Source organism: Chryseobacterium bernardetii (assembly GCF_003815975.1).
Lineage (GTDB): Bacteria > Bacteroidota > Bacteroidia > Flavobacteriales > Weeksellaceae > Chryseobacterium > Chryseobacterium bernardetii.
Genome location: NZ_CP033932.1, coordinates 4,661,026 through 4,680,275 on the forward strand (window position 1 = coordinate 4,661,026; position 19,250 = coordinate 4,680,275).

The 19,250-nt window shown below is 36.1% G+C and carries 17 protein-coding genes; 6 read left to right on the forward strand and 11 right to left on the reverse strand.

Annotation, left to right across the window (positions count from 1 at the left end; translation table 11 throughout):
- Positions 1 to 89 precede the first annotated feature (89 nt).
- The 5 genes from EG339_RS21280 to EG339_RS21300 all read right to left on the reverse strand — a co-directional run bounded on the left by EG339_RS21280 (position 90) and on the right by EG339_RS21300 (position 4,070).
- Complete coding sequence (locus EG339_RS21280) at positions 90 to 1,178, reverse strand: efflux RND transporter periplasmic adaptor subunit (RefSeq protein WP_123871902.1); 1,089 nt, start codon at positions 1,176 to 1,178, stop codon at positions 90 to 92.
- 30 nt (positions 1,179 to 1,208) lie between these two features.
- Entirely contained in the window at positions 1,209 to 2,516 is a 1,308-nt protein-coding gene (locus tag EG339_RS21285; protein ID WP_123871904.1) for a TolC family protein, read from the reverse strand.
- 132 nt (positions 2,517 to 2,648) lie between these two features.
- On the reverse strand, positions 2,649 to 3,083 hold the full coding sequence (locus EG339_RS21290) for an OsmC family protein (protein ID WP_123871906.1): 435 nt from the start codon (positions 3,081 to 3,083) through the stop codon (positions 2,649 to 2,651).
- A 4-nt stretch (positions 3,084 to 3,087) separates the two neighbouring features.
- Positions 3,088 to 3,396 (reverse strand): rhodanese-like domain-containing protein, encoded by a 309-nt coding sequence (locus EG339_RS21295; RefSeq protein ID WP_123871909.1) that lies wholly within the window; start codon positions 3,394 to 3,396, stop codon positions 3,088 to 3,090.
- A gap of 65 nt (positions 3,397 to 3,461) precedes the next feature.
- A complete protein-coding gene (locus tag EG339_RS21300) occupies positions 3,462 to 4,070 on the reverse strand; it encodes a Crp/Fnr family transcriptional regulator (RefSeq protein WP_123871911.1) in 609 nt (202 codons plus the stop codon).
- A gap of 540 nt (positions 4,071 to 4,610) precedes the next feature.
- On the opposite strand from EG339_RS21300, the gene EG339_RS21305 reads away from it, so the two are divergent.
- The 5 genes from EG339_RS21305 (at position 4,611) to EG339_RS24380 (ending at position 9,108) form a co-directional block, all read left to right on the forward strand.
- The gene (locus EG339_RS21305; RefSeq protein ID WP_123871913.1) at positions 4,611 to 5,828 is read left to right on the forward strand and encodes a hypothetical protein; all 1,218 of its coding nucleotides are present in this window, start codon (positions 4,611 to 4,613) and stop codon (positions 5,826 to 5,828) included.
- A gap of 278 nt (positions 5,829 to 6,106) precedes the next feature.
- Complete coding sequence (locus EG339_RS21310; RefSeq protein WP_123871915.1) at positions 6,107 to 7,108, forward strand: SDR family NAD(P)-dependent oxidoreductase; 1,002 nt, start codon at positions 6,107 to 6,109, stop codon at positions 7,106 to 7,108.
- 51 nt (positions 7,109 to 7,159) lie between these two features.
- On the forward strand, positions 7,160 to 7,888 hold the full coding sequence (locus EG339_RS21315) for an SDR family NAD(P)-dependent oxidoreductase (protein ID WP_123871917.1): 729 nt from the start codon (positions 7,160 to 7,162) through the stop codon (positions 7,886 to 7,888).
- Between the two features lie 136 nt (positions 7,889 to 8,024).
- Complete coding sequence (locus EG339_RS21320; RefSeq protein ID WP_123871919.1) at positions 8,025 to 8,828, forward strand: helix-turn-helix domain-containing protein; 804 nt, start codon at positions 8,025 to 8,027, stop codon at positions 8,826 to 8,828.
- A 139-nt stretch (positions 8,829 to 8,967) separates the two neighbouring features.
- Entirely contained in the window at positions 8,968 to 9,108 is a 141-nt protein-coding gene (locus EG339_RS24380) for a bacteriocin-like protein (protein ID WP_164466471.1), read from the forward strand.
- 71 nt (positions 9,109 to 9,179) lie between these two features.
- On the opposite strand, the gene EG339_RS21325 is transcribed toward EG339_RS24380, so the two are convergent.
- The 3 genes from EG339_RS21325 to EG339_RS21335 form a co-directional block, all read right to left on the reverse strand.
- Positions 9,180 to 9,743, reverse strand: coding sequence for a DapH/DapD/GlmU-related protein (locus EG339_RS21325; RefSeq protein WP_123871921.1), 564 nt, complete (start codon positions 9,741 to 9,743; stop codon positions 9,180 to 9,182).
- A gap of 67 nt (positions 9,744 to 9,810) precedes the next feature.
- On the reverse strand, positions 9,811 to 10,866 hold the full coding sequence (locus EG339_RS21330; protein ID WP_123871923.1) for an alpha/beta hydrolase: 1,056 nt from the start codon (positions 10,864 to 10,866) through the stop codon (positions 9,811 to 9,813).
- An 88-nt stretch (positions 10,867 to 10,954) separates the two neighbouring features.
- Positions 10,955 to 11,833 carry a helix-turn-helix domain-containing protein gene (locus tag EG339_RS21335; protein WP_123871925.1) on the reverse strand — a complete coding sequence of 293 codons (879 nt, stop codon included), beginning with the start codon at positions 11,831 to 11,833 and terminating at the stop codon, positions 10,955 to 10,957.
- A 234-nt stretch (positions 11,834 to 12,067) separates the two neighbouring features.
- Between EG339_RS21335 and EG339_RS21340 the strand changes: the two genes are divergently transcribed.
- Complete coding sequence (locus EG339_RS21340; protein ID WP_164466472.1) at positions 12,068 to 14,392, forward strand: TonB-dependent receptor; 2,325 nt, start codon at positions 12,068 to 12,070, stop codon at positions 14,390 to 14,392.
- Between the two features lie 231 nt (positions 14,393 to 14,623).
- On the opposite strand, the gene EG339_RS21345 is transcribed toward EG339_RS21340, so the two are convergent.
- The 3 genes from EG339_RS21345 to EG339_RS21355 all read right to left on the reverse strand — a co-directional run bounded on the left by EG339_RS21345 (position 14,624) and on the right by EG339_RS21355 (position 18,850).
- Positions 14,624 to 16,228 (reverse strand): helix-turn-helix domain-containing protein, encoded by a 1,605-nt coding sequence (locus tag EG339_RS21345; protein WP_123871928.1) that lies wholly within the window; start codon positions 16,226 to 16,228, stop codon positions 14,624 to 14,626.
- 200 nt (positions 16,229 to 16,428) lie between these two features.
- Complete coding sequence (locus EG339_RS21350; RefSeq protein ID WP_123871930.1) at positions 16,429 to 16,806, reverse strand: helix-turn-helix domain-containing protein; 378 nt, start codon at positions 16,804 to 16,806, stop codon at positions 16,429 to 16,431.
- Between the two features lie 439 nt (positions 16,807 to 17,245).
- The gene (locus tag EG339_RS21355; protein WP_123871931.1) at positions 17,246 to 18,850 is read right to left on the reverse strand and encodes a helix-turn-helix domain-containing protein; all 1,605 of its coding nucleotides are present in this window, start codon (positions 18,848 to 18,850) and stop codon (positions 17,246 to 17,248) included.
- Positions 18,851 to 19,250: the final 400 nt, after the last annotated feature.

Genomic DNA, 19,250 nt, shown 5'->3' on the forward strand with positions numbered 1-19,250 from the left:
TTTTAATGTAACAGTCTAACAATTTATCAATGTAACAATCAACTCCATAAAGAATCATTGCTACACTGTTAGATTGATTCATTGTTACATTATTTGGTTTTAATTTTTGCTCCGTTATACAATTTTCCTGTTGAAGAAACAATGTAAGTTTCTTTCGGATTCAAACCTGAAAGGATTTCAACCTGATCTCCGGTTGTTTTTCCCGTTTTCAGCCATCTTAAAACTGCCGTATTTTGTGTGCTTACCACATAAACGCCTGTGAGCTGACCATTTTCCACCAAAGCCGTTTTAGGAATCATCATACTTTCCTGAAAGCCCTGATTGATTTTTCCTGATGTTTTGAAAGGAAACTGTACATTCACAAACATTCCCGGAAGCAAATCGGAAGTATTATGAATATTGATTTTCACCATATACTGTCCTCCGGTATTGGCTGCGGATCTGCTGATTTCTGACACCGTTCCTGAAACGGTTCTGTTCATCGATTTTAAGGTGACATCAACCGGCATTCCGTTGGAAATCATGGTGATATTCTGCTCGGAAACCAGAACCTGCGCCTGCAAAGATGATGGTGACTCTATGGTAAGCAAAGGCATTCCGGGACTGGCCATATCTCCCTGCTCTGCAAATTTCGCCGTAATGGTTCCGGAAATAGGTGCCGTAACATTGGTATAGCTATATTGTGCATTGACTTCGTTTTTCATCTGCTGTGCGGCCTGCAATCCTGCCTGTGCCATTTCGTACCGGGCTCTCATATCATCCAGCTCTTTCTGGGAAGCACTTTGGGATTTATACAGATTCTGGAATCTCTCATAATCTTTTCTGGCAATATTGTAGCTGGCCTGCGCCTGGGAGATCTGTGCATTAGCCTGCCCGCCTTTTGCCTGGATATCTGCCGCATTAATACTTACCAATAACTGCCCTGCCCTAACATTCTGCCCTACTTCTGCCTTCATGGATGTAATATATCCCATCATCCGGGTAGAAACATTGACTGAATTTTTGGCAACCAATTTTCCGCTCGCTGTAGCAGATGAACCTTCCGAGCCTGCTGTTGTATGGCTTACCGTAACAGAAATGGGTGCATCAGCATTCTGAACGGATTTTTTTTCGTCTGAAGAGCAGCTTCCAAAAAGAAACGTGCCCAGAATCAAAGTTGAATAAAAATATGTTTTCATTATTAAATTGGTTTATATTGCTTACTATGGTTATTTTTCTAAAAACCTTTGATATTCCCAGGCTACGTTGTATTCGAAAACAGCCTGCTGATATTCAAGTTCTTTTTGTGACATCAGGGTTTCTGCGGAAAGAAGGTCTGCAGATTTTTCCAGTCCCTGGTCATATCGGTTTTTTCGGATCCTGTAGGCTTCCTTACTCTGTTCCCAGGCTTGTTTTGTGAAGCTGACCTTAGATTGCGCATCTTCAATCTGACGGCTGGCTTTGTTGAGTTCCAATTGGCTTTGTTTGGAATACTGCTCTATTTCAGTCTGTGCCTTGGAACGTTCTGCTTTGTATTTTTCCTGTTCACTTTTAGCTTTAAGCCCGTCAAAAACATTCCAGGAAAGCTGAATTCCGGCTAAATATCCGTTGGCGTTGAACTGCGCTGCTTTATTATCATACATTTCAAAGCTTCCGAATGCATTGAGTCTGGGAAGAAACTTTGCTTTTGATGATTTTATCATCCAGTCATATGCTTCAAGCGATTTATAATATGCCTGTAAATCTTTTCGGTTCAGATTAAGCTTACTATCAGAATCCGGGATATGCTCTGTATATTCCAGATTTTCTACAGGTTTCAGAATTTTATTTTCTGAGCTTTCATCCAAAAGAAAATATAAGTAATCGGAAGCGTTTCTGATGTTGGATTTTGCAGTCTGAATCTGGCTTTCTATCTCACTGATACGGACATCCATATACAAAACTTCAGATTTCTGGATCATTCCGTTTTTGTAATAATTGTCAATGACTTTTTTATTGGCAAGGGTTGTCTGCTTTGCATTTTCAAGAGTTTCAAGCATTTTATACGCCAGCTGAAGCATCATATAAGATTTTTTCAGCTCAAACTGAACGTATTCTTTAGTTCTTTCTGTTTTGATGGTGAGTACATCAGCTTTCACCTGTCCTGCCTTTTTTTGATACACCGCATCCATATTAATGATGGGCTGCTGTACCTCTATTTTTGTTGCAAAATTGGAAATGCTTTTAGGGTTGTTCAGATTATCGGGATTGAAATCCATCATCGTTATTCTTTCCTGATTGAGCTTGGAACCAAATGCATACAGAGGATTATTGGTATTGGAAAAAGTGTACGAGGCATTCACATTCGGCAGGTACATTGTTCTGGTCCCCATAAGTTCGGCTTTGGCAAGCTCGGTCTCCTTTTTCGCCATTTTTACCTGGAGGTTATTGTCTATAAGCTTATTTTCCAGATCCTCTTTGGAAACAGGGATAATCTCTTGTGAAAAAGCTTCTGAATAGGTTGTCAATAATAAAATAAGTATGGCTAATTTTCTCATTTTTCTAATTTTAAAGCAAAATTAGATTGATGAAATCTATTGTACAGTAACCAACATCACATAAGCAGATTTTTCTTGAATGGACATAAAAAAACCGCCTGCAGGGCGGTTACAATATAAATAACGGAAATACTACATCACTTTTATTTGTGGGATCATCGTTATTTTTGATTTTACAGAATTGGATATCAAACAATTGGCTTCGGACTTCTTAAGAACTCTTTCTGCCTTTTCTCTTTCGGATTCGTTTTTAATGGTAACAACAGGTTCCAGAATCACTTCAGTCATCAGGAATTTTCCTTCTACCTGCTCAAGTTTTCCTTTGGATTTACATTGAAAATCTGAAAATTCCAGCTTTGAGTTTTCTGCTATGGCCAGAAATGTAGTCATCAGGCAGCTGCTTACTGCTGCTGTGAAAAGATGTTCCGGAGACCAGACGCCTTCTACCCCTTTAGGAAATTGAGGCGGAGTTGCCACTTCTATATTCTGTGAAAGTTCGGGAGAGGACATTTCACCTTTACGGTTATCTTTCCACTCAACATCTACGGTATAATAATGTGCTTCCATTGTTTTAGATTTTGTTGTTTAAACTCATCCATCCACCACCGTTGTGTACATTTTTATAGCCGTTATTCTGGAGAATACTTTTTGCTGATGCACTTCTCATTCCTGAAGCACAGCAGGTAATAATGGTTTTATCCTTACTTAATTTTGAAAGATTTTTATCCAGCTGGTCTACAGGAATATTCAGGGAACCCTTAATGTGCCCGCCCGCATATTCGCTTTTACTTCTTACATCTACTATTACTGCACCTTGCTTTACAAGATCTGCATAATCGGTTTTATCCATTCCGAAAAGGTTTTTTATTGCATCTAACATTGTATTGGTTTTTAAATTGATGATGCAAATGTAAGATGGAAATAAAAGCCTGTCAGTGATGAAGGTTACAATAGGGTAATTTTGTTCCGGGAAAGTTTTATTTTCCCGTCCGTCTCAATCTGTTTCAGAACGCGACTTACGGCTTCCCTCGTAATTCCAAGCTCATCTGCTAACTGCTGATGGGTTACATTAAGTTCCTTGGACTTATATAACTGGGATTTTTGATTCAAAAGATGTAAAATTCTGGCATCAACTTTCTGAAAAGCTACAGAATTCACCACTTCCAGCAAATCTTCAAATCTTCGTTGGTACAAGCTGAAGATAAAATCTGTCCATTCAGGATATTTCCTAAGCCATTCTTTTGCCTGCTGAAGAGAAATCATAAGAATCTCCGCATCTTCTTCTACTATAACTTTTACTTTTGAGGTACCCTGTGTAAGCCCTGAAAGAATTGATGAAATACAGCTTTCACCGGGAGTAAGGTAATAGAGCAAAATTTCCCGTCCGTCTTCTTCTGTACGGATCACCTTAATGCTTCCCGATACAATAAGCGGAATATAATTGACATAGGAATCAATATCTAAAATGACGCTGCCCGCAGGGAACAATTTTAAGTCCCGGCTCTCCGCAATTTCTTTCCTGAATTCCGGATCTGATATTTCATGAATATTCATTCTCAAATATAAATATAATTAAGCATATACTCTTTTTCCTATTAACCATTTCCACTTTGCCCATTCAATAATCAATTTAATTATTTCAGATTAAACCAGGAACATAGCAGTATTGATATATATAACAATATAACTTTTAGCATTTATAACTATACAGTTGTTTAAACTTTAAGGTACCACAAAAGCTTTCCTTTTAAAAATACCTAAATTCACTTAAGTAAGTTTAAACAGCTTCTATAATACATTCGGTTCTCTCTTCAAGATAGTTGAAACAATTAGAAATAAGATAATGAGCAGATATCTATATATTTTAAAAAAAAGCATCTTATTTTAGAGAAAAATAAAATGGGGCAAAATTGGACATACATATTTTCAGCCAGGCATAAAACGCTGAAATTAACGGCATTAAAACCCAATTCAACATCTCAATATTTTAATAGAATATTACGAATTATTTATTTTTTTTCAAATATAAATGTATTTTCTTATTTTTTTCATAAAAAAAAGTTATATTTGACTTACACAAAATAACACCTTAACATGAAAACAAAATTTACGCAATTCAGTGCTATTCTGATTTCCGGATTCTCTCTTGCCCAGGTAGGCTTCAATACAACTTTACCAAAAACAACCGTGGATGTATCTGCTAAAAGAGATAATTCAGGAGTGATTACGGATAACACCCAAACATTCGGGTTACAGGCTCCGAGGCTTACAAGAGCAGAGCTTACCGCCAATACTGCTACCTATAGTAGCGATCAGAGTGGAGCATTAATCTATATTACGGATGTTACTGGTGGAGATGCTACGGGACAACGTATCAATGTTACTGCTATCGGCTATTATTATTTTGATGGAACTGTATGGCAAAGAATTACACAGGCAACCAATGCTATCTCTCCCGCCATTTCTGCATTACAGTGTACTACAGCTTATTTAAATCCTTCTACATATACTGCCGGTACTCCTTACAGCGGAAACCTGAGAATTACTTATACCGGAGGAAACGGAGGTTCGTATAATTCCGGTACTCCTTTTACAGTAAACGGATTAACGTTTCAGCTAAGACCCGGAACGTTAGAGTTTGGTGGTGGCGAACTGGTATTCTCTGTGAGTGGAACTCCTACCACCAACAATGATATGAGTCTTCCTATAACCAGCACTGCAGTTCCTTTCTTAACAGCAGGACAAAACTGTACCGCTACAGTGGGAAATACCAGCCGTGCCGACATTTCATCTGTAGCTGTAATGGGATACCCTACCCTAACAACCGATCCCAACGGGAAACAAGCCTATACTTTACCTCTTGCCAGCCCGGATGGTAAGTATTCGATCAGGGTAATGTTTGATACCACAAGCGGTACCACCCTTGCCAATCCTAACGTACAATTATTTAATAATACAGGTTCCACCGTTAATCTGTATTGGAATTATAATACCGAATATGGAGGCTATATTGGTGCAGCGGTAACAACAAACAATATTACTTCAGGAGTATGGGGCGGTATGGCAGATGCAACAGCTACCTGGTATCCTCAAGGCACAGGGGCAATGGGTAATGCGTACTGGGGGAATCTAGGGATTATAGATGGATCCGGCGGCGGACCTGAACATAGAAGATATACATGGATAGACAGTAATGCTTCTTTAAAAACCGCTTATACCGCAACCATTATGGTAGGAGCTCCCACTTCTGGTAATGCCCAGCCCAACCTTTCTAAAATATTCATAAAGCTGGAGCAGGTAAAAGCACAATAATATAAAAAACAATATAAAAGAGGCCGTCTCACAACTCGTGAAAACGGCCTTTTTTTTTGTGAAATTTCCATACATTCCTGTACGAGAAAGGGGTTTCTTTTAAACGATTCTCAACCCACATCATCTAGTTGTGATACCCTTCCTTTTCTTTTTGCTCCCTGATATCCTGATAAATCATCTGCCCTTTTGAACAAAGTTAATTAGGACTTTTAAACAAACCCACACAAAGGGAACCGTGCTAATTTTGTCTTATTAATAAACAAATAAATATATTCAAAATGGCAAAGAAAAATTATCAGGGAGCTCTACAGCAACCTATCAACTCAGGCTTCAATTCAAAATCAACAGCAGATGAAGTCATTAAAAATATTGACCTTACCGGCAAAACAGCTATTGTAACAGGTGGAAATACAGGAATTGGATTGGAAACTACACGTGTATTGGCTGCAGCCGGAGCCTTTGTGATTGTACCTGCAAGAGATATAGAAAAAGCCAAGAAAAACCTGAAGGGAATTCCCAATGTAGAAATTGCCTCTATGGATTTAATGTCTCCTTCATCTATTAAAAAGTTTACAGAGGATTTTATTGCTTCAGAAAGGTCTTTACACTTATTGATAAACAATGCCGGTATTATGTGGGTACCATTACGCAGAGATGAGCGGGGTATAGAATCACAACTGGCCACCAACTATTTAGCTTTATTTCAACTTACTTCCCAATTATGGCCTGCCTTGGTAAAAGCCAATGGAGCAAGAGTAATCAACCTATCTTCCCATGGGCATCATTTTGCTCCTTTTGATTTTAATGATCCTAATTTCCTTCATAGAGAATATGAAACCTTGCAAGGCTACGGACAATCCAAAACAGCCGTTAATCTTTTTTCAATGGAACTGGACGTGCGTGGACAATCATCCCATGTAAGAACTTATGCAGTTCACCCCGGCTCTATTGGAGGAACTGAATTAGGCAGAGAAGCTCCATTAGAACTGTTTCAAAAAATGGGATTTGTAGATGCGGAGGGCAATATGCTGCCAGAAATAGCAGCATCACTAAAAACTATTCCACAAGGTGCTGCCACAACGGTATGGTGTGCAACAAGCCCTTTATTGGAGCATATTGGCGGAATATATTGTGAAGATGGGGATGTTGCTGAACAATCATCAGATATTGCTCATCAAAAAGGGGTAAATCCTTATTCGCTGGATGAAAGCAGTGCAAAAAAACTATGGAAGCTTACTGAGGAAATAACAGGTATCCGTTTCAATCCGGAAACAATCTGAACAGGCTTTTAAAATTATTTTATCCTATTTCAAAATATCAATTTAAAAAAAATGGAAGATTTAAAAGGCAAAATAGCCATTATTACAGGTGGCAATAGTGGCATTGGTTATGCCACAGCCCAAAGATTAAAGGAAAATGGTGCTGAAGTCATCATCACCGGAAGAAGAAAAGAAGCCCTTGAAAAAGCGGCCAAAGATCTGAAGGTAACAGCTATTGTTGCCGATCAATCAAAACTCTCTGATATAGAAAATTTGACCCACCAGGTAAAGAAGCAATTTGGGAAAATTGACATTCTGCTCATCAATGCCGGTATTACAAAATTTGCAATGATAGAAGAAACCACTGAAAACTTATTTGATGAAATAATGAATGTGAATTTCAAGGGTGCTTATTTTACCCTAAGCTGCTTCATTCCTTTGCTTAATAATGACGCCTCAGTGATTATGCTTTCTTCCACTTCAGCAACCATATCCCCTCAAAATGCATCTATATATGCAGCCAGTAAAGCCGCTATTAATGCCGTAGTAAAGATAGCCGCACTAGAGCTGGCTCCAAGAAGAATACGTATTAATGCTGTAAGTCCCGGACCTATTGCTACAGAGATTATGGATAAAATAGGATTGACTGAAGATCTGGAAAACCACCTGATACAAAGTATTCCCCTGAAAAGAATGGGAAAGGCTAAGGAAGTGGCTGACATGATTTACTATTTAACAAGCAAGAATGCAGGTTTCATAACAGGTGCAAACTTTCTGGTAGACGGAGGACAATCCATATAGCCCACACCAACTATTCAAAGAAAGGCGGAATATTCATTTTGCCTTTCTTTATCTTAATAATGATCTTTTAAACAAAGTAAATAATGTTATTTTTTATCTTTACATTATTGATTTCCTTTATAAAAAACAAAAAATCATGGAATACCAGGCCCGTTATATCACAGAAGACATAAAGCTTTCCAGCTATGAAGACAAGTTTTTCAAATCGGATATTATGTTTGACCAACATATGCTGGTTTGGTTTCTTTCAGGAGAAACCAAAATTATACAGGCAGATGCTACGTATGTTTTTGGAAAAGGTGATATTTTTCTCATTCCCAGAAATCAGCTAGCCACTATTATCAATTATCCAAAAAATGGTGAGCCTCACAAAACAGTCGTCATGCATTTATCACCTGAAACTTTAAAGAAGTTTTATGCAGACAAAAATATAAACCCTCAACCACAAAAGTCACATAAGATTTTTTGTTTCAATAATCACCCACTGCTTGAAAGTTGCCTGGCTTCCCTCATCCCCTATTTTGATATGAAAAATATCCCGGAAGATATTGCCTTTATCAAAATTACAGAAGCCATCAGTATTCTCAGAACAGTAAATCTTGAGATTGACCATGTACTTGCCAATTTTGAAGAACCGGGAAAGATTGATCTTGTAGATTATATGGAGAAAAATTTCATGTTCAATCTTCCACTGGAAAAATTCAGCTATCTGACAGGCAGAAGCCTCACTACCTTTAAACGGGATTTTAAAAAATCTTTTACAATGACCCCGCAACGGTGGTTAACTCATAAACGCCTGGAGCTTGCTTATTATCAACTTACGGAAAAGAAAAAAAAACCACTGGAAGTATGCTATGAGGTAGGATTTGAAAACCTTTCCCATTTTTCCTTTGCTTTTAAAAAACAGTTTGGCATTTCCCCAAGTTTCTTAGTATCTTAAATTTATAGTTTCGGTTTAAGCTTATTTTAAATTGGTGATATGTATTTTTTTAATGCATATAAGGTTAAAATCTGTTAATTTCAATTATTATGTAATAAATATTTTTGAGATTTGTTCTGCAACATAAAATATTGTTAATATGAAAAATTTAAAAAAACTTCAAAAAGCAGAATTAAAAACAATTGTCGGAGGTTCTGATTGTATTAGACTTTGTTTTATAAATGACAAGTTAACATGCGTTCCGTATAATTCATGTGGTGGCCCTGGACTGGAGCCATAAAAATTTTTAAAAGTGTTTGAAGAACGCTTATTGAAAACATTTAAAAGGCAACTATCAAATAGTTGTCTTTTTTATACTCCAATTGTTTTGATAATTTTTGCAGGAATTCCTCCTACTACAGCATTATCCGGAACATCTTTGGAAACCACTGCTCCGGCTGCAACCACGGCATTTTCACCAATTGTAACTCCCGGAAGCAGAGTTACATTCGCGCCAATCCATGCATTTTGTTTGATAAAAATAGGTTTACCCACTAATCCTTTTCTATGTTGAGATGCTAAAGGATGGTTTTCAGTTATAAGGCTTACTTTCGGACCAATTAAAACGTTGTCTTCAATGGTAATTCCACCTAAAGTCAGAAAGGTACAGTCGAAGTTAATAAATACATTCTTACCAATATTCAGGTGCTTTCCGTAGTTAATGTAAAGAGGGGTTAATACTGCTACATTCTCAAGTTTCTTATCAACAATATCACTTAATATTTTTACTATCTCATCCGGTTCTGTGGAATTATTTAATTGAATCAATTTTTTCTTAACCTCATAAGAAGCTTCTATTAATTTGTGGATCTCCGGGTCATCAGGCATTATTGTGTCACCATTCAGAAGCCTGGCAAAGATGTTTTTAGTTTGCATAAATCATTTTTTAATAAGAAGCCAAATCCGACATTCAACAATCGGATTTAGCTGTTGCAATATTCAATTATTTCAAATTGGATTTAAAGAAACTATCAAGTTTTTCAAAAGGAATCACATCCACTTTATCATATAAATCTACGTGGATACCACCTGGAATAATCATAAGTTCTTTAGGTTCAGCCGCCGCCTTGTAAGCGTCTTCACTAAAATATCTTGAATGTGCGTTTTCACCTGCAACAATCAATACAGGCCTAGGGGAAATCTCCTTAATATAGCTTAACAAAGGCATATTCATAAATGAAAGTGCACTGGTCACCCTCCAACCGGTTGTGGAATTTACGGAACGTTTATGATAACCTCTAGGCGTTTTATAATAATCATAATAGTCCTTTATAAATTGTGGTTCATTTCCAATTAACTTTTCAGGAAGATGTGCAGCTGGATATGCTGGGTTTCCTGTCTCTGCATCTTTCCAACGTTGAACTCCTAGATCCTCTAACGTTTTGGTACGTTGCTCAAGGGTTACAGCATCATTATATCCTCTTGATATTACCCGCGACATATCGTACATACTGGCCGTTGCGACCGCTTTTATACGTTTATCTATTGCTGCTGCATTAAGTGCCATTCCTCCAAAACCACAAATTCCAATGATCCCAATTTTATTTTGGTCCACATTCTTTTGAAGCCCCAGAAAATCTACTGCAGCACTGAAATCTTCTGTATTGATGTCTGGCGAAGCAGTATCTCTCGGCTCACCTGCGCTTTCACCGGTATAAGAGGGGTCAAAAGCAATAACAGCAAAACCTCTTTTTGCCATTTGATTGGCATACAATCCAGAAGACTGCTCCTTTACCGCTCCAAAAGGCCCGCTGATTGCCAGTGCTGGTAATTTTTCGTTTTCAGCATTTTCAGGAATGTATAAATCTCCGGAAAGCATTATTCCATAACGGTTTTTAAAGAAAACTGCTTTTCGGATTACTTTATCACTTAGCTCGAAAGTATAATGTTTGTTTTTTTCTGTTGTACTCATTTTTCTTTGACCCGATTTGATATTCTGTGCAAATGCTTTCCCAATAAAAAGAAAGGACAAAGCCATTGCTGTTATTACTATTTTCATATCTAAATTATATTTTAAAATTGCTGATACAAAATTAGAAACTACACAGAGTTACAGTTAATGATAATCAAACCAAAAGTTAAGAAATTCAAACCTCGGTCAAACGAAATGCTTTTGGATTGGTTCCTGTTTGTTTTTTGAAGAAATTATTAAAATATGTTGGATAATCAAATCCGAGAGCGAAAGCTATTTCTGAGATATTCCAGTCGGTGTGCAGTAGTAATGCTTTTGCTTCTGTAAGTATACGTTCTCTGATGTGAGTGGTTGTAGATTTTCCAGTGACCTCTTTTACGGCACGATTGAGGTAATTGACATGAACATTCAGATTTTTTGCAAAATCCTGGGCTGATCTTAGTTGCAGAGATTGGTCTGTTGTTTCGATGGGAAATTGTCTTTCCAATAATTCAAGAAAAACGGAAGACAATCTGGATACTGCATTTTTATCCTGATTAAAATCTTTAGCAGGTTCCAGCTTCAAAGACTCATGGATAATCAGACTGATGTAGTTACGAATCAACTCATCCTTATAAATATAATCACTTTCCTGTTCTGCAATCATCTTTTGGAAAATGGTATTGAGAAATAGTCTTTGCTCTTCAGTAATTTTCAGAACGGGAGTTCCGCCTATTTTAAAGAAAGAAGATTGCTGTAAGCTTTCGGAACGCTCAGAATTTTTGAAAAACTCCTCCGAAAAAAGAATGGTGTAACCTCTATAAGTGGTTGAAATCGTTTCCCAGGAATAAGGAATATGTGGGTTTCCAAAAAATAAGACCGTCCCTTCCTGCTCGAAGCTTTTATCAGAATAATGAATTTTGCTTTTCCCCGTTGTAAGACAGATTTTATAGAATTCTTTCCTGCTGTAAATGCGGGTTTCATTTCCGTCCTGCTCAATCTGAAATGCACGGAAACCTTTTAGTTTTAGCTCAGTATTAAATTCAGAAACAACTCTCTTTAACTTTTCTTCCATTTTTCAAAATTAAGAAAATCAAACCATACACGTAACCATTAAAATGTAATTGAGTAAGACTTTATTGTTCCCACATGAAAATAGAGCCTTAATTATAAACAGCAATAAATCCTATATATATTATTTAGAATAAGTAAAAATAATATATCTTTGCACCTGTCATATTTTAAATAATATGTATTTAAGAAACCTTGTACCGTAGCATTATCAGCAATGAAGATTAACTCATACAAAATGGCTAAAATTACAGCCGCTCTTTTATATTTTTCTTATTCATTATCCTCAAAAGCTTCTGCAGAGGTTCCCTTTATCTCTGAAAACCATTTATATAAGTATTCCCTTCAGGTACAGCAAAAAGGTAATGTAAGTGGCCGTATTGTAAACGCAGAGGGTAGACCTTTGGCCAATGCACAGGTTCAGTTAACAGGAATAGGAAGTACCCAGTCAGACAAAGGAGGCTATTTTAAATTTGAAGGGGTAATGTATGGGAAATATGAACTTGTAATTAGCTTAGAGGGTTTTGATAGCATAACTCAATCTATTGAAGTGTATGAAGAAAATCTTGAATTTACGGAACCAATTGTTATGCAAGCTGCAGGACATAATTTGGATGAAGTTGTTGTTACTGCGAGCAGATTGGCGGAACACATTGATGAGGTTCCGTCATCAATAACCTATATTGGAGGTAAAACGCTAGACCAGCAGCGACAGATCAACGATAACCTTCCGTCTATCCTGATGCAAAAGGTACCCAGTATCTCCCCCAGTGAGGAGAGTCAGAATAATTTTATTGCCAAAATCCGTGGACGAAACTTTTTGGTACTGATAGACGGAATACCACAATCTACTCCTTTACGTAATGGCGGACGCGATCTACGCACTATTGATGCCAGTGCAATAGATCATATTGAAGTAATCAATGGTGCAACGGCCATGTATGGTAACGGGGCTGCAGGCGGTGTAATCAACTATATTACTAAAAAACCGAAAAAAAATAAAAAACTTAGTTCATCCACTTATCTCAATAATTCACTGAGCCTTGTAAGACCCAACGAAACTTATGGCTACAATATTGCACAGATATTTTCCGGGCAGGTTGGTAAATGGGATTATGTTTTACAGGGTAAAATGGGTCGTACCGGTGTTATCCGAAGTTCCGATGCAACAATTGTAAGCCCCTTTTATGGGCTGGGTGAAACGCGGTCCTATAATACATTGGCTAAGATCGGATACCAGATTGCGCCGGATCATCATATAGAGCTGATGGGGAACTATTACAGCAGTTTGCAGGACAGCAAGTATGCAGGCACAACCGGTAAGTTTGGAGAATCACCGGCAGTTGGTATTCCTTCTGATGCGGCAGCTAATGGTGGCACACCATACAACAAAGCATTACATCTAAAGTATGATGGGCAATATGGAAGAACAGCAGCTAATCTGAGCTTATACTATGAAGATATGAATACGGTTTTTGAAACTTATAATCAAAACTATTCAGATCATAAAGGGGCCAGACTCAATTTCAATACTCCCTTCCAACTTGGCACCGCTTCCAAAGTTTCTCTTATTTACGGTATAGACCTTCTGAAGGACCATACGGTACAGAAAACGCTGAAAGACGAGCTGGTAACTCCGGATATGAATATGAATAATCTTGCCCTTTACATACAGAGTAAAGTAAATATAGGCACCGACTGGATTTTAAAAGGAGGAATACGTTATGAAAATATCCGGTTTAACGTTGGGGATCTGACCAAAAACGGTAAACTTACCGTTGGTGAAAATAATCATTCGGATGCTTTTGTATTTAACCTGACAACACGATATAATAAATATAACTACCTACAGCCTTTTGCTTCTTTTTCACAAGGATATTCAATTGGTGATGTGGGGCTTATTCTACGCAATGGCGTACCACTGAGTCAGATTGATCCTAAGCCTGTTGTGGTTAATAATTTCGAATTCGGAGTAAATGGTAAGATGGATATTTGGGATTACCAGCTGACTGGTTATTACAGTACCTCTAAAAAAGGAACTACATTCGCTGAAACTTCCATACCAGGCAATTACGAACTGAGCCAGGTACCTCAACGTATTTATGGAGTGGAACTTGTTGCTAATGTGAAACCTGTTCAGTGGCTGACAGTTGGGACAGTGCTTGGTTATATGGATGGCCGTCAGGATCTGAAAAATGTGGGAGATTTTAAGGATAAGCTGGACAATTCCATCATTTCACCTTTCAAAATTAATTTAAGTGTTGATGTTAAGCTATCCGAGCAGTGGAATGTTTATCTGCAATACCTGCATCTAGGAAAAAGAGATGTATTTCCCGCTGAAGCATATAATTATGGGAAATACCCTATTTCAGGATATAATCTTGTAGATCTGCAAACGAAATATAAGTATCAAAACTTTACTTTCATGTTCTCTGTCAATAATCTGTTCAATGCTGATTATTATCCGGTTCATGCCGAAGTAAGAGGTGCAACCAATGAAGGACGTTATTATATCAAAGGATCAGGAACTGTGGCCAATCTGGGAATACAATTTGATCTTTAAGCTTTTACGGATAAACAACAGGCCAGGCAAATTTATGATCAGTGGCAAACTCACGGATGAGCTAAGGTATGCCTGACCAAAACTCAGCAATAAATAATTTTTGAATACTAACAATATACACTACAATGTATTTGAGATCTTTTTGAAAAGTGGTACAATGCTCCAATTATTAAATCAAAAAAATAATTAAATATCCTTATCACATGAATTGGTGGATGATTTCACAGATCATTACTGCACTTCCATTTCTTTTTTCAGGTTCTCAATAAAATCAGATGGGGTTAGCCCCGTCTCCTTTTTAAAAACAGTCTGGAAAGCCCTGAAACTTGAGTAGCCGCATATTTCAGCCAAAGAACTGATTTTATACCTCCTGTACGTAGAGTCTTCATAAAGTTTTCTGGTAATATACCCAATTCTGAGACTGTTAATATAATTATTGAAATTTTTGTTCTTATGGTATTTTATGACCTCTGAAAGGTATTTTGTATTGGTATTGAAACTAACGGCAAGCTTGGCAAGGGTAAGATCTGTTTTGAGATACTTTTCGGATCTTTCAAATTTTGATATCTTATCCAAAAGTTGATTGATTGTTTCCTCTGACATTGCTATTGGAGCTCCTATTACTTTTTGTTTATCTTTTTCCTTTCCGGCATTCTTATCTTCAGATTCATTTTTTATTTTTTCAATGAGTTCATGAAATCTCTGCTGTAAAAGTTTATTTCTTTTCTTCCAATAATACCAAACTCCACCACATCCTATTATGATTGCTGCCAAAAAAATATACAAATAGGTTTTGAGAATATTGTTCTTTTCTATGTCTTTTCCTTTTTTAATTGCGTTAGTGACCTTATTTACAGAATGTTTTTCTGCCGTTTTTATACTGTCTTTCAGTTCCGTAAGAAGCAGACTGTATTTTTTTCCTTCTTCACTATTGTTTTTTGCAAGGTAAGCATCCATCAAAACTTCATAAAAAATTTCCCTGCTGGCGGGCGAAGAGATTTTCCGTTCTAAATCCAACCCTTTCTGCGCATAAAGGATGGCTTTATCATGATCTTTCTGATCAAAATAAAAATCCCCAGCCGTCCTGTACAAATTCATTTCATTAAATGAGCTTATCTCTTTGGTTTCAGCAATCTTCAAAGATTTCAAAAGATATTTCTCTGCGGTCTTGGGTTCACCAGGTTTCATGATCCATAGATAATATAAAGCCAGATTACCCTGTATAGAGGCAATGAGATCATATTTCTGATTCTGGGATACCAGATCACTTTTATCGGAAATCTTTTCTGCTTCATCCAAACCTTTTAAAAGGCATAAACGTACAGAATCAGACTGTTTTTTACTGTGGTCAAAAAATGATGAATAATTAGAATAGAACAAACTTCCATAATAATGACGGGCATCATTATTCTTGATTTTTTCCATATATCTTCTTGAAGCCTGATAAGCTTTATGGGAATCTTCCAGAAATCCCAGATCCCCTAATGAACGTGCTTTCATCCTATACATATTAGAAACATCGTAGGGGGGAGAGTTCTTATTGATGCTGCTTTCCAGATCCGTTGAAACTTCAATAACCTTCTCGGCATTATCCAATGTTGAATACGTTCTTACCAGCTCTGCGCCTATCCTGAAGGCAATATAATATTTATTATTCTTTGCGATCTTGTAATTTTTTTCCAGTTCCTGTATTGTATTGTTCACAATGCCAGTGTTATCTATTCCTTTCTGCAACTGCTTCAGTTCTTTTTTTAACTGTTCTTCAGATTTCTGGCTTTTTCCTAAAGCAGGCAGTAGTAAAGCAATAAAAAATAAAATAGTTCCGTAATATCTCATTCAGTTTGAATTCAATAGGTTATTTGTTCAGGTATTTTGTAAATATATATTTTTTTTTTAAACAAATTAACCATTATATCATCCTATTCCTTGCTATTCAATCACAAAACCATTAAAGAAATTCATCACTAAAAAATCAGGAGATTCAAATTTTCGCGTTCAGGGAAACATAGAGATCAGGATATTAATTATCCGGAAGTTTAGGCTTTATTTTTGTTTTGCCTGCGAAAGCTTCCGGGTGTCTCGCCTGTCCGGCTTTTGAAAAACTTTGAAAAATTAGAAGGATCATATGTAAATTTTCTGGCCACTTCAGCGATGGATATGTCTTCTTTTAATAATATTTCTTTTGTTATTTTTATAATTCTGAAATCGTAGAAATAGCTGGGATGATTTCCAAATTCATGCTGAATAACATTGATAAGATGTTTATGGGAAATTCCCAATTCTGATGCAATCTGATGCAAACCCATGAAATCTGCCGTTCTTGCAGAAATAACATCGTCTATATGACGGTCTAAAAATTCAAAATATTTCTCTGAAATTTCTTCACTTCTGCTTTTCTTTTTTCTTCCATTCATGTTGTTTTTGTTTTTACCTTATCGTCAGGCTGATTACCTTTAAAAATTATAAGAACCTGGAGTAATCAAATGAGAAAACTGACGGTATAATTATAAAACATGAACAACTTTTCCCATCTTTATCTCTTGTATTTCGCTCACAGGATTACTGGTCAGTCATTACAATATTAAGATACAGATGCTTCTCCAACAAATATTACAGGGGATGATTTCTGAATTATTCCAAACAAATTTTATTCTGTGACAGGCGTTTTACAAGAAATAAAAACTGATTATCAGGCACATATGATTATCCCTGATAAATACACAAAAAAAATTGTTCTTTACCAGACTTTTTATCAATCATATATTATAAAGTCCAATAAATGAAAAATGCGAAGCCCTGATGAACTCCGCATTATTACAACTTCTATGCTTTATGGATAAAGTATTATAAAAATTACACAGAAACCTTCAGCTGCTCCACAAAATAAGAAGGGGTAAAACCTGTTTGCTGTTTAAAAGCATTCACAAAAACCCTTGGGGTAGCATATCCGCATTCTTCTGCCAAATAGGTTATTTTATATTCCCTATAGATCGGGTCATCATACAGCTTCTTTATGATATAGTTAATACGGAGCTCATTGATATAGCTGGTAAAATTATGATTCTTATAGTTCTTTATGACTTCCGAAAGATATTTTGTATTGGTTGCAAGGCTGTTAGCCATCCACGTGAGGCTTAAATCTTTTCTCAGATATTTCTTTGAAGCCTCAAATTTCTCAAGTTTCAGAAGTAATATTTTTACCGTTTCATCTGTAATAGTAACAGAGGTTTTTATATCATTATTATTTTTTTCCGGTGCTGATTCTCTTTTATCATCCTCATTTTGATGTATTTTAGCAATTAAATCTTCATATTTCTTATGAATAATCTTATTGCTTCTTCTTCGGTATATCAGCATCCCTCCCGTAATAAGGATAAGAATAACAAAAGAAATAACGGCAATTCTCTTTATCTTTTTCTCACCATTGCTTTTTGTTTCTGAAATTATTTTTTTAACAGGAGCTTCCACTGCATCTTTTTCCGCAGAATTAATACTGTCATTTAATTTTGAAAAAAGTTCAAGATATTTCTGTGAGGTTGTATTATCACCAATTCCCAAATAAGATTTTGCTAATACCATATACCCCACTCTACGGTTATAAGGCATGCTGTTGGACTTCTCCAAAATCAGCATATTCTCTCCGTATTCTATGGCCTTCCTATAATCCTTTTTCATTTGATAAAACTCCTGGAGTGCCTGATATAAATCTATTTTTGTATTGGGAAGCACATCTCCTTTAACTAAATCAAACTGCTTTAAAGCTTCCATAAAATAGAATTCAGACAGCTTCACATTCCTGCCTTTATTGTTGTGATCTCTATAATGTATTCCCAGGTTCATATTTATTGATACCAACATATCAATTTTTTTCTCTAAAGGAATATTTTTACTATTATCATTTATTTGTAAAGCCTCTTCCCTGCTTTTTTCCAGATAATACAATACTTTTTCATTTGACCTGTCCTGGTAATATGGAGTCATATTATAATAAACCAAAGAAGCCTGATAATGTCTCTTATCCGGATCTGCAATAAGTTTAACATATTTTGCAGCAGCTTCATGCTCCTTTAAACTCTCATCATACATGCCTAGATCATCATAAGACGCTCCTCTTCTACTGCATAAAGAAGATAAGGTTTCGTAATCTTTCTGGCTGATTGCTAATTCTTTAGCTCTGTTTGATATTTCCAAAGCCTTTTTATAGTCATAGGTGTTGAAATAAAACATCATTATACTGTTTGTTGCATTCAGTTCTCCTTTTTCACATCCTATAGCCTTAGCAAGGTCATTAGCTTTTTGAAACAATTTGAGCGCTTCTTTATTTCCCCCTTCATTATTAAGAGTAGTTCCTTTCTCAATCAGCCGATCAATTTCTTTATTTCCGGGACATGAAATTGTTTCTGCACTTACTGTGGAGAAGAAAAGGAAAAACACAAAAAATAAATATATTTTTTTCATTAAGAATTAGTTTTAAAGTAAAATTTAACATTATAACACACCTTGAAATTCAGCTATCTTTCAGGTCAGAAAAGCTTGTTTTTATAACTTCATTAATATTTATTTCTAAAGATTTTACAATAATCAACTATCCGGTTACAATATTTCACAAACCATAATGAAATTGATATTTCTTCTTTATAAACCTTATTCATAATTATCATTTGAGCAAATTTAATGAAATATAAATCTTGAAAACACAAATACCTATTTGTGAATTTTGAAATTTCACGAAAAAACAACAATAAAACATAATATTCTGATTTTCAATATATATAATTTGTAAAACAGATAAAAAGGCACATGAAACTTTCCGAATTATTCCTGTATTGAGTTTGTACAGCTATTGTGGTAATCATAA

Coding starts and splice junctions, on each gene's coding strand:
- EG339_RS21280 (WP_123871902.1), bottom strand. CDS start 1,178: ATGAAAACATATTTTTATTCAACTTTGATTCTGGGCACGTTTCTTTTT.
- EG339_RS21285 (WP_123871904.1), bottom strand. CDS start 2,516: ATGAGAAAATTAGCCATACTTATTTTATTATTGACAACCTATTCAGAA.
- EG339_RS21290 (WP_123871906.1), bottom strand. CDS start 3,083: ATGGAAGCACATTATTATACCGTAGATGTTGAGTGGAAAGATAACCGT.
- EG339_RS21295 (WP_123871909.1), bottom strand. CDS start 3,396: ATGTTAGATGCAATAAAAAACCTTTTCGGAATGGATAAAACCGATTAT.
- EG339_RS21300 (WP_123871911.1), bottom strand. CDS start 4,070: ATGAATATTCATGAAATATCAGATCCGGAATTCAGGAAAGAAATTGCG.
- EG339_RS21305 (WP_123871913.1), top strand. CDS start 4,611: ATGAAAACAAAATTTACGCAATTCAGTGCTATTCTGATTTCCGGATTC.
- EG339_RS21310 (WP_123871915.1), top strand. CDS start 6,107: ATGGCAAAGAAAAATTATCAGGGAGCTCTACAGCAACCTATCAACTCA.
- EG339_RS21315 (WP_123871917.1), top strand. CDS start 7,160: ATGGAAGATTTAAAAGGCAAAATAGCCATTATTACAGGTGGCAATAGT.
- EG339_RS21320 (WP_123871919.1), top strand. CDS start 8,025: ATGGAATACCAGGCCCGTTATATCACAGAAGACATAAAGCTTTCCAGC.
- EG339_RS24380 (WP_164466471.1), top strand. CDS start 8,968: ATGAAAAATTTAAAAAAACTTCAAAAAGCAGAATTAAAAACAATTGTC.
- EG339_RS21325 (WP_123871921.1), bottom strand. CDS start 9,743: ATGCAAACTAAAAACATCTTTGCCAGGCTTCTGAATGGTGACACAATA.
- EG339_RS21330 (WP_123871923.1), bottom strand. CDS start 10,866: ATGAAAATAGTAATAACAGCAATGGCTTTGTCCTTTCTTTTTATTGGG.
- EG339_RS21335 (WP_123871925.1), bottom strand. CDS start 11,833: ATGGAAGAAAAGTTAAAGAGAGTTGTTTCTGAATTTAATACTGAGCTA.
- EG339_RS21340 (WP_164466472.1), top strand. CDS start 12,068: ATGGCTAAAATTACAGCCGCTCTTTTATATTTTTCTTATTCATTATCC.
- EG339_RS21345 (WP_123871928.1), bottom strand. CDS start 16,228: ATGAGATATTACGGAACTATTTTATTTTTTATTGCTTTACTACTGCCT.
- EG339_RS21350 (WP_123871930.1), bottom strand. CDS start 16,806: ATGAATGGAAGAAAAAAGAAAAGCAGAAGTGAAGAAATTTCAGAGAAA.
- EG339_RS21355 (WP_123871931.1), bottom strand. CDS start 18,850: ATGAAAAAAATATATTTATTTTTTGTGTTTTTCCTTTTCTTCTCCACA.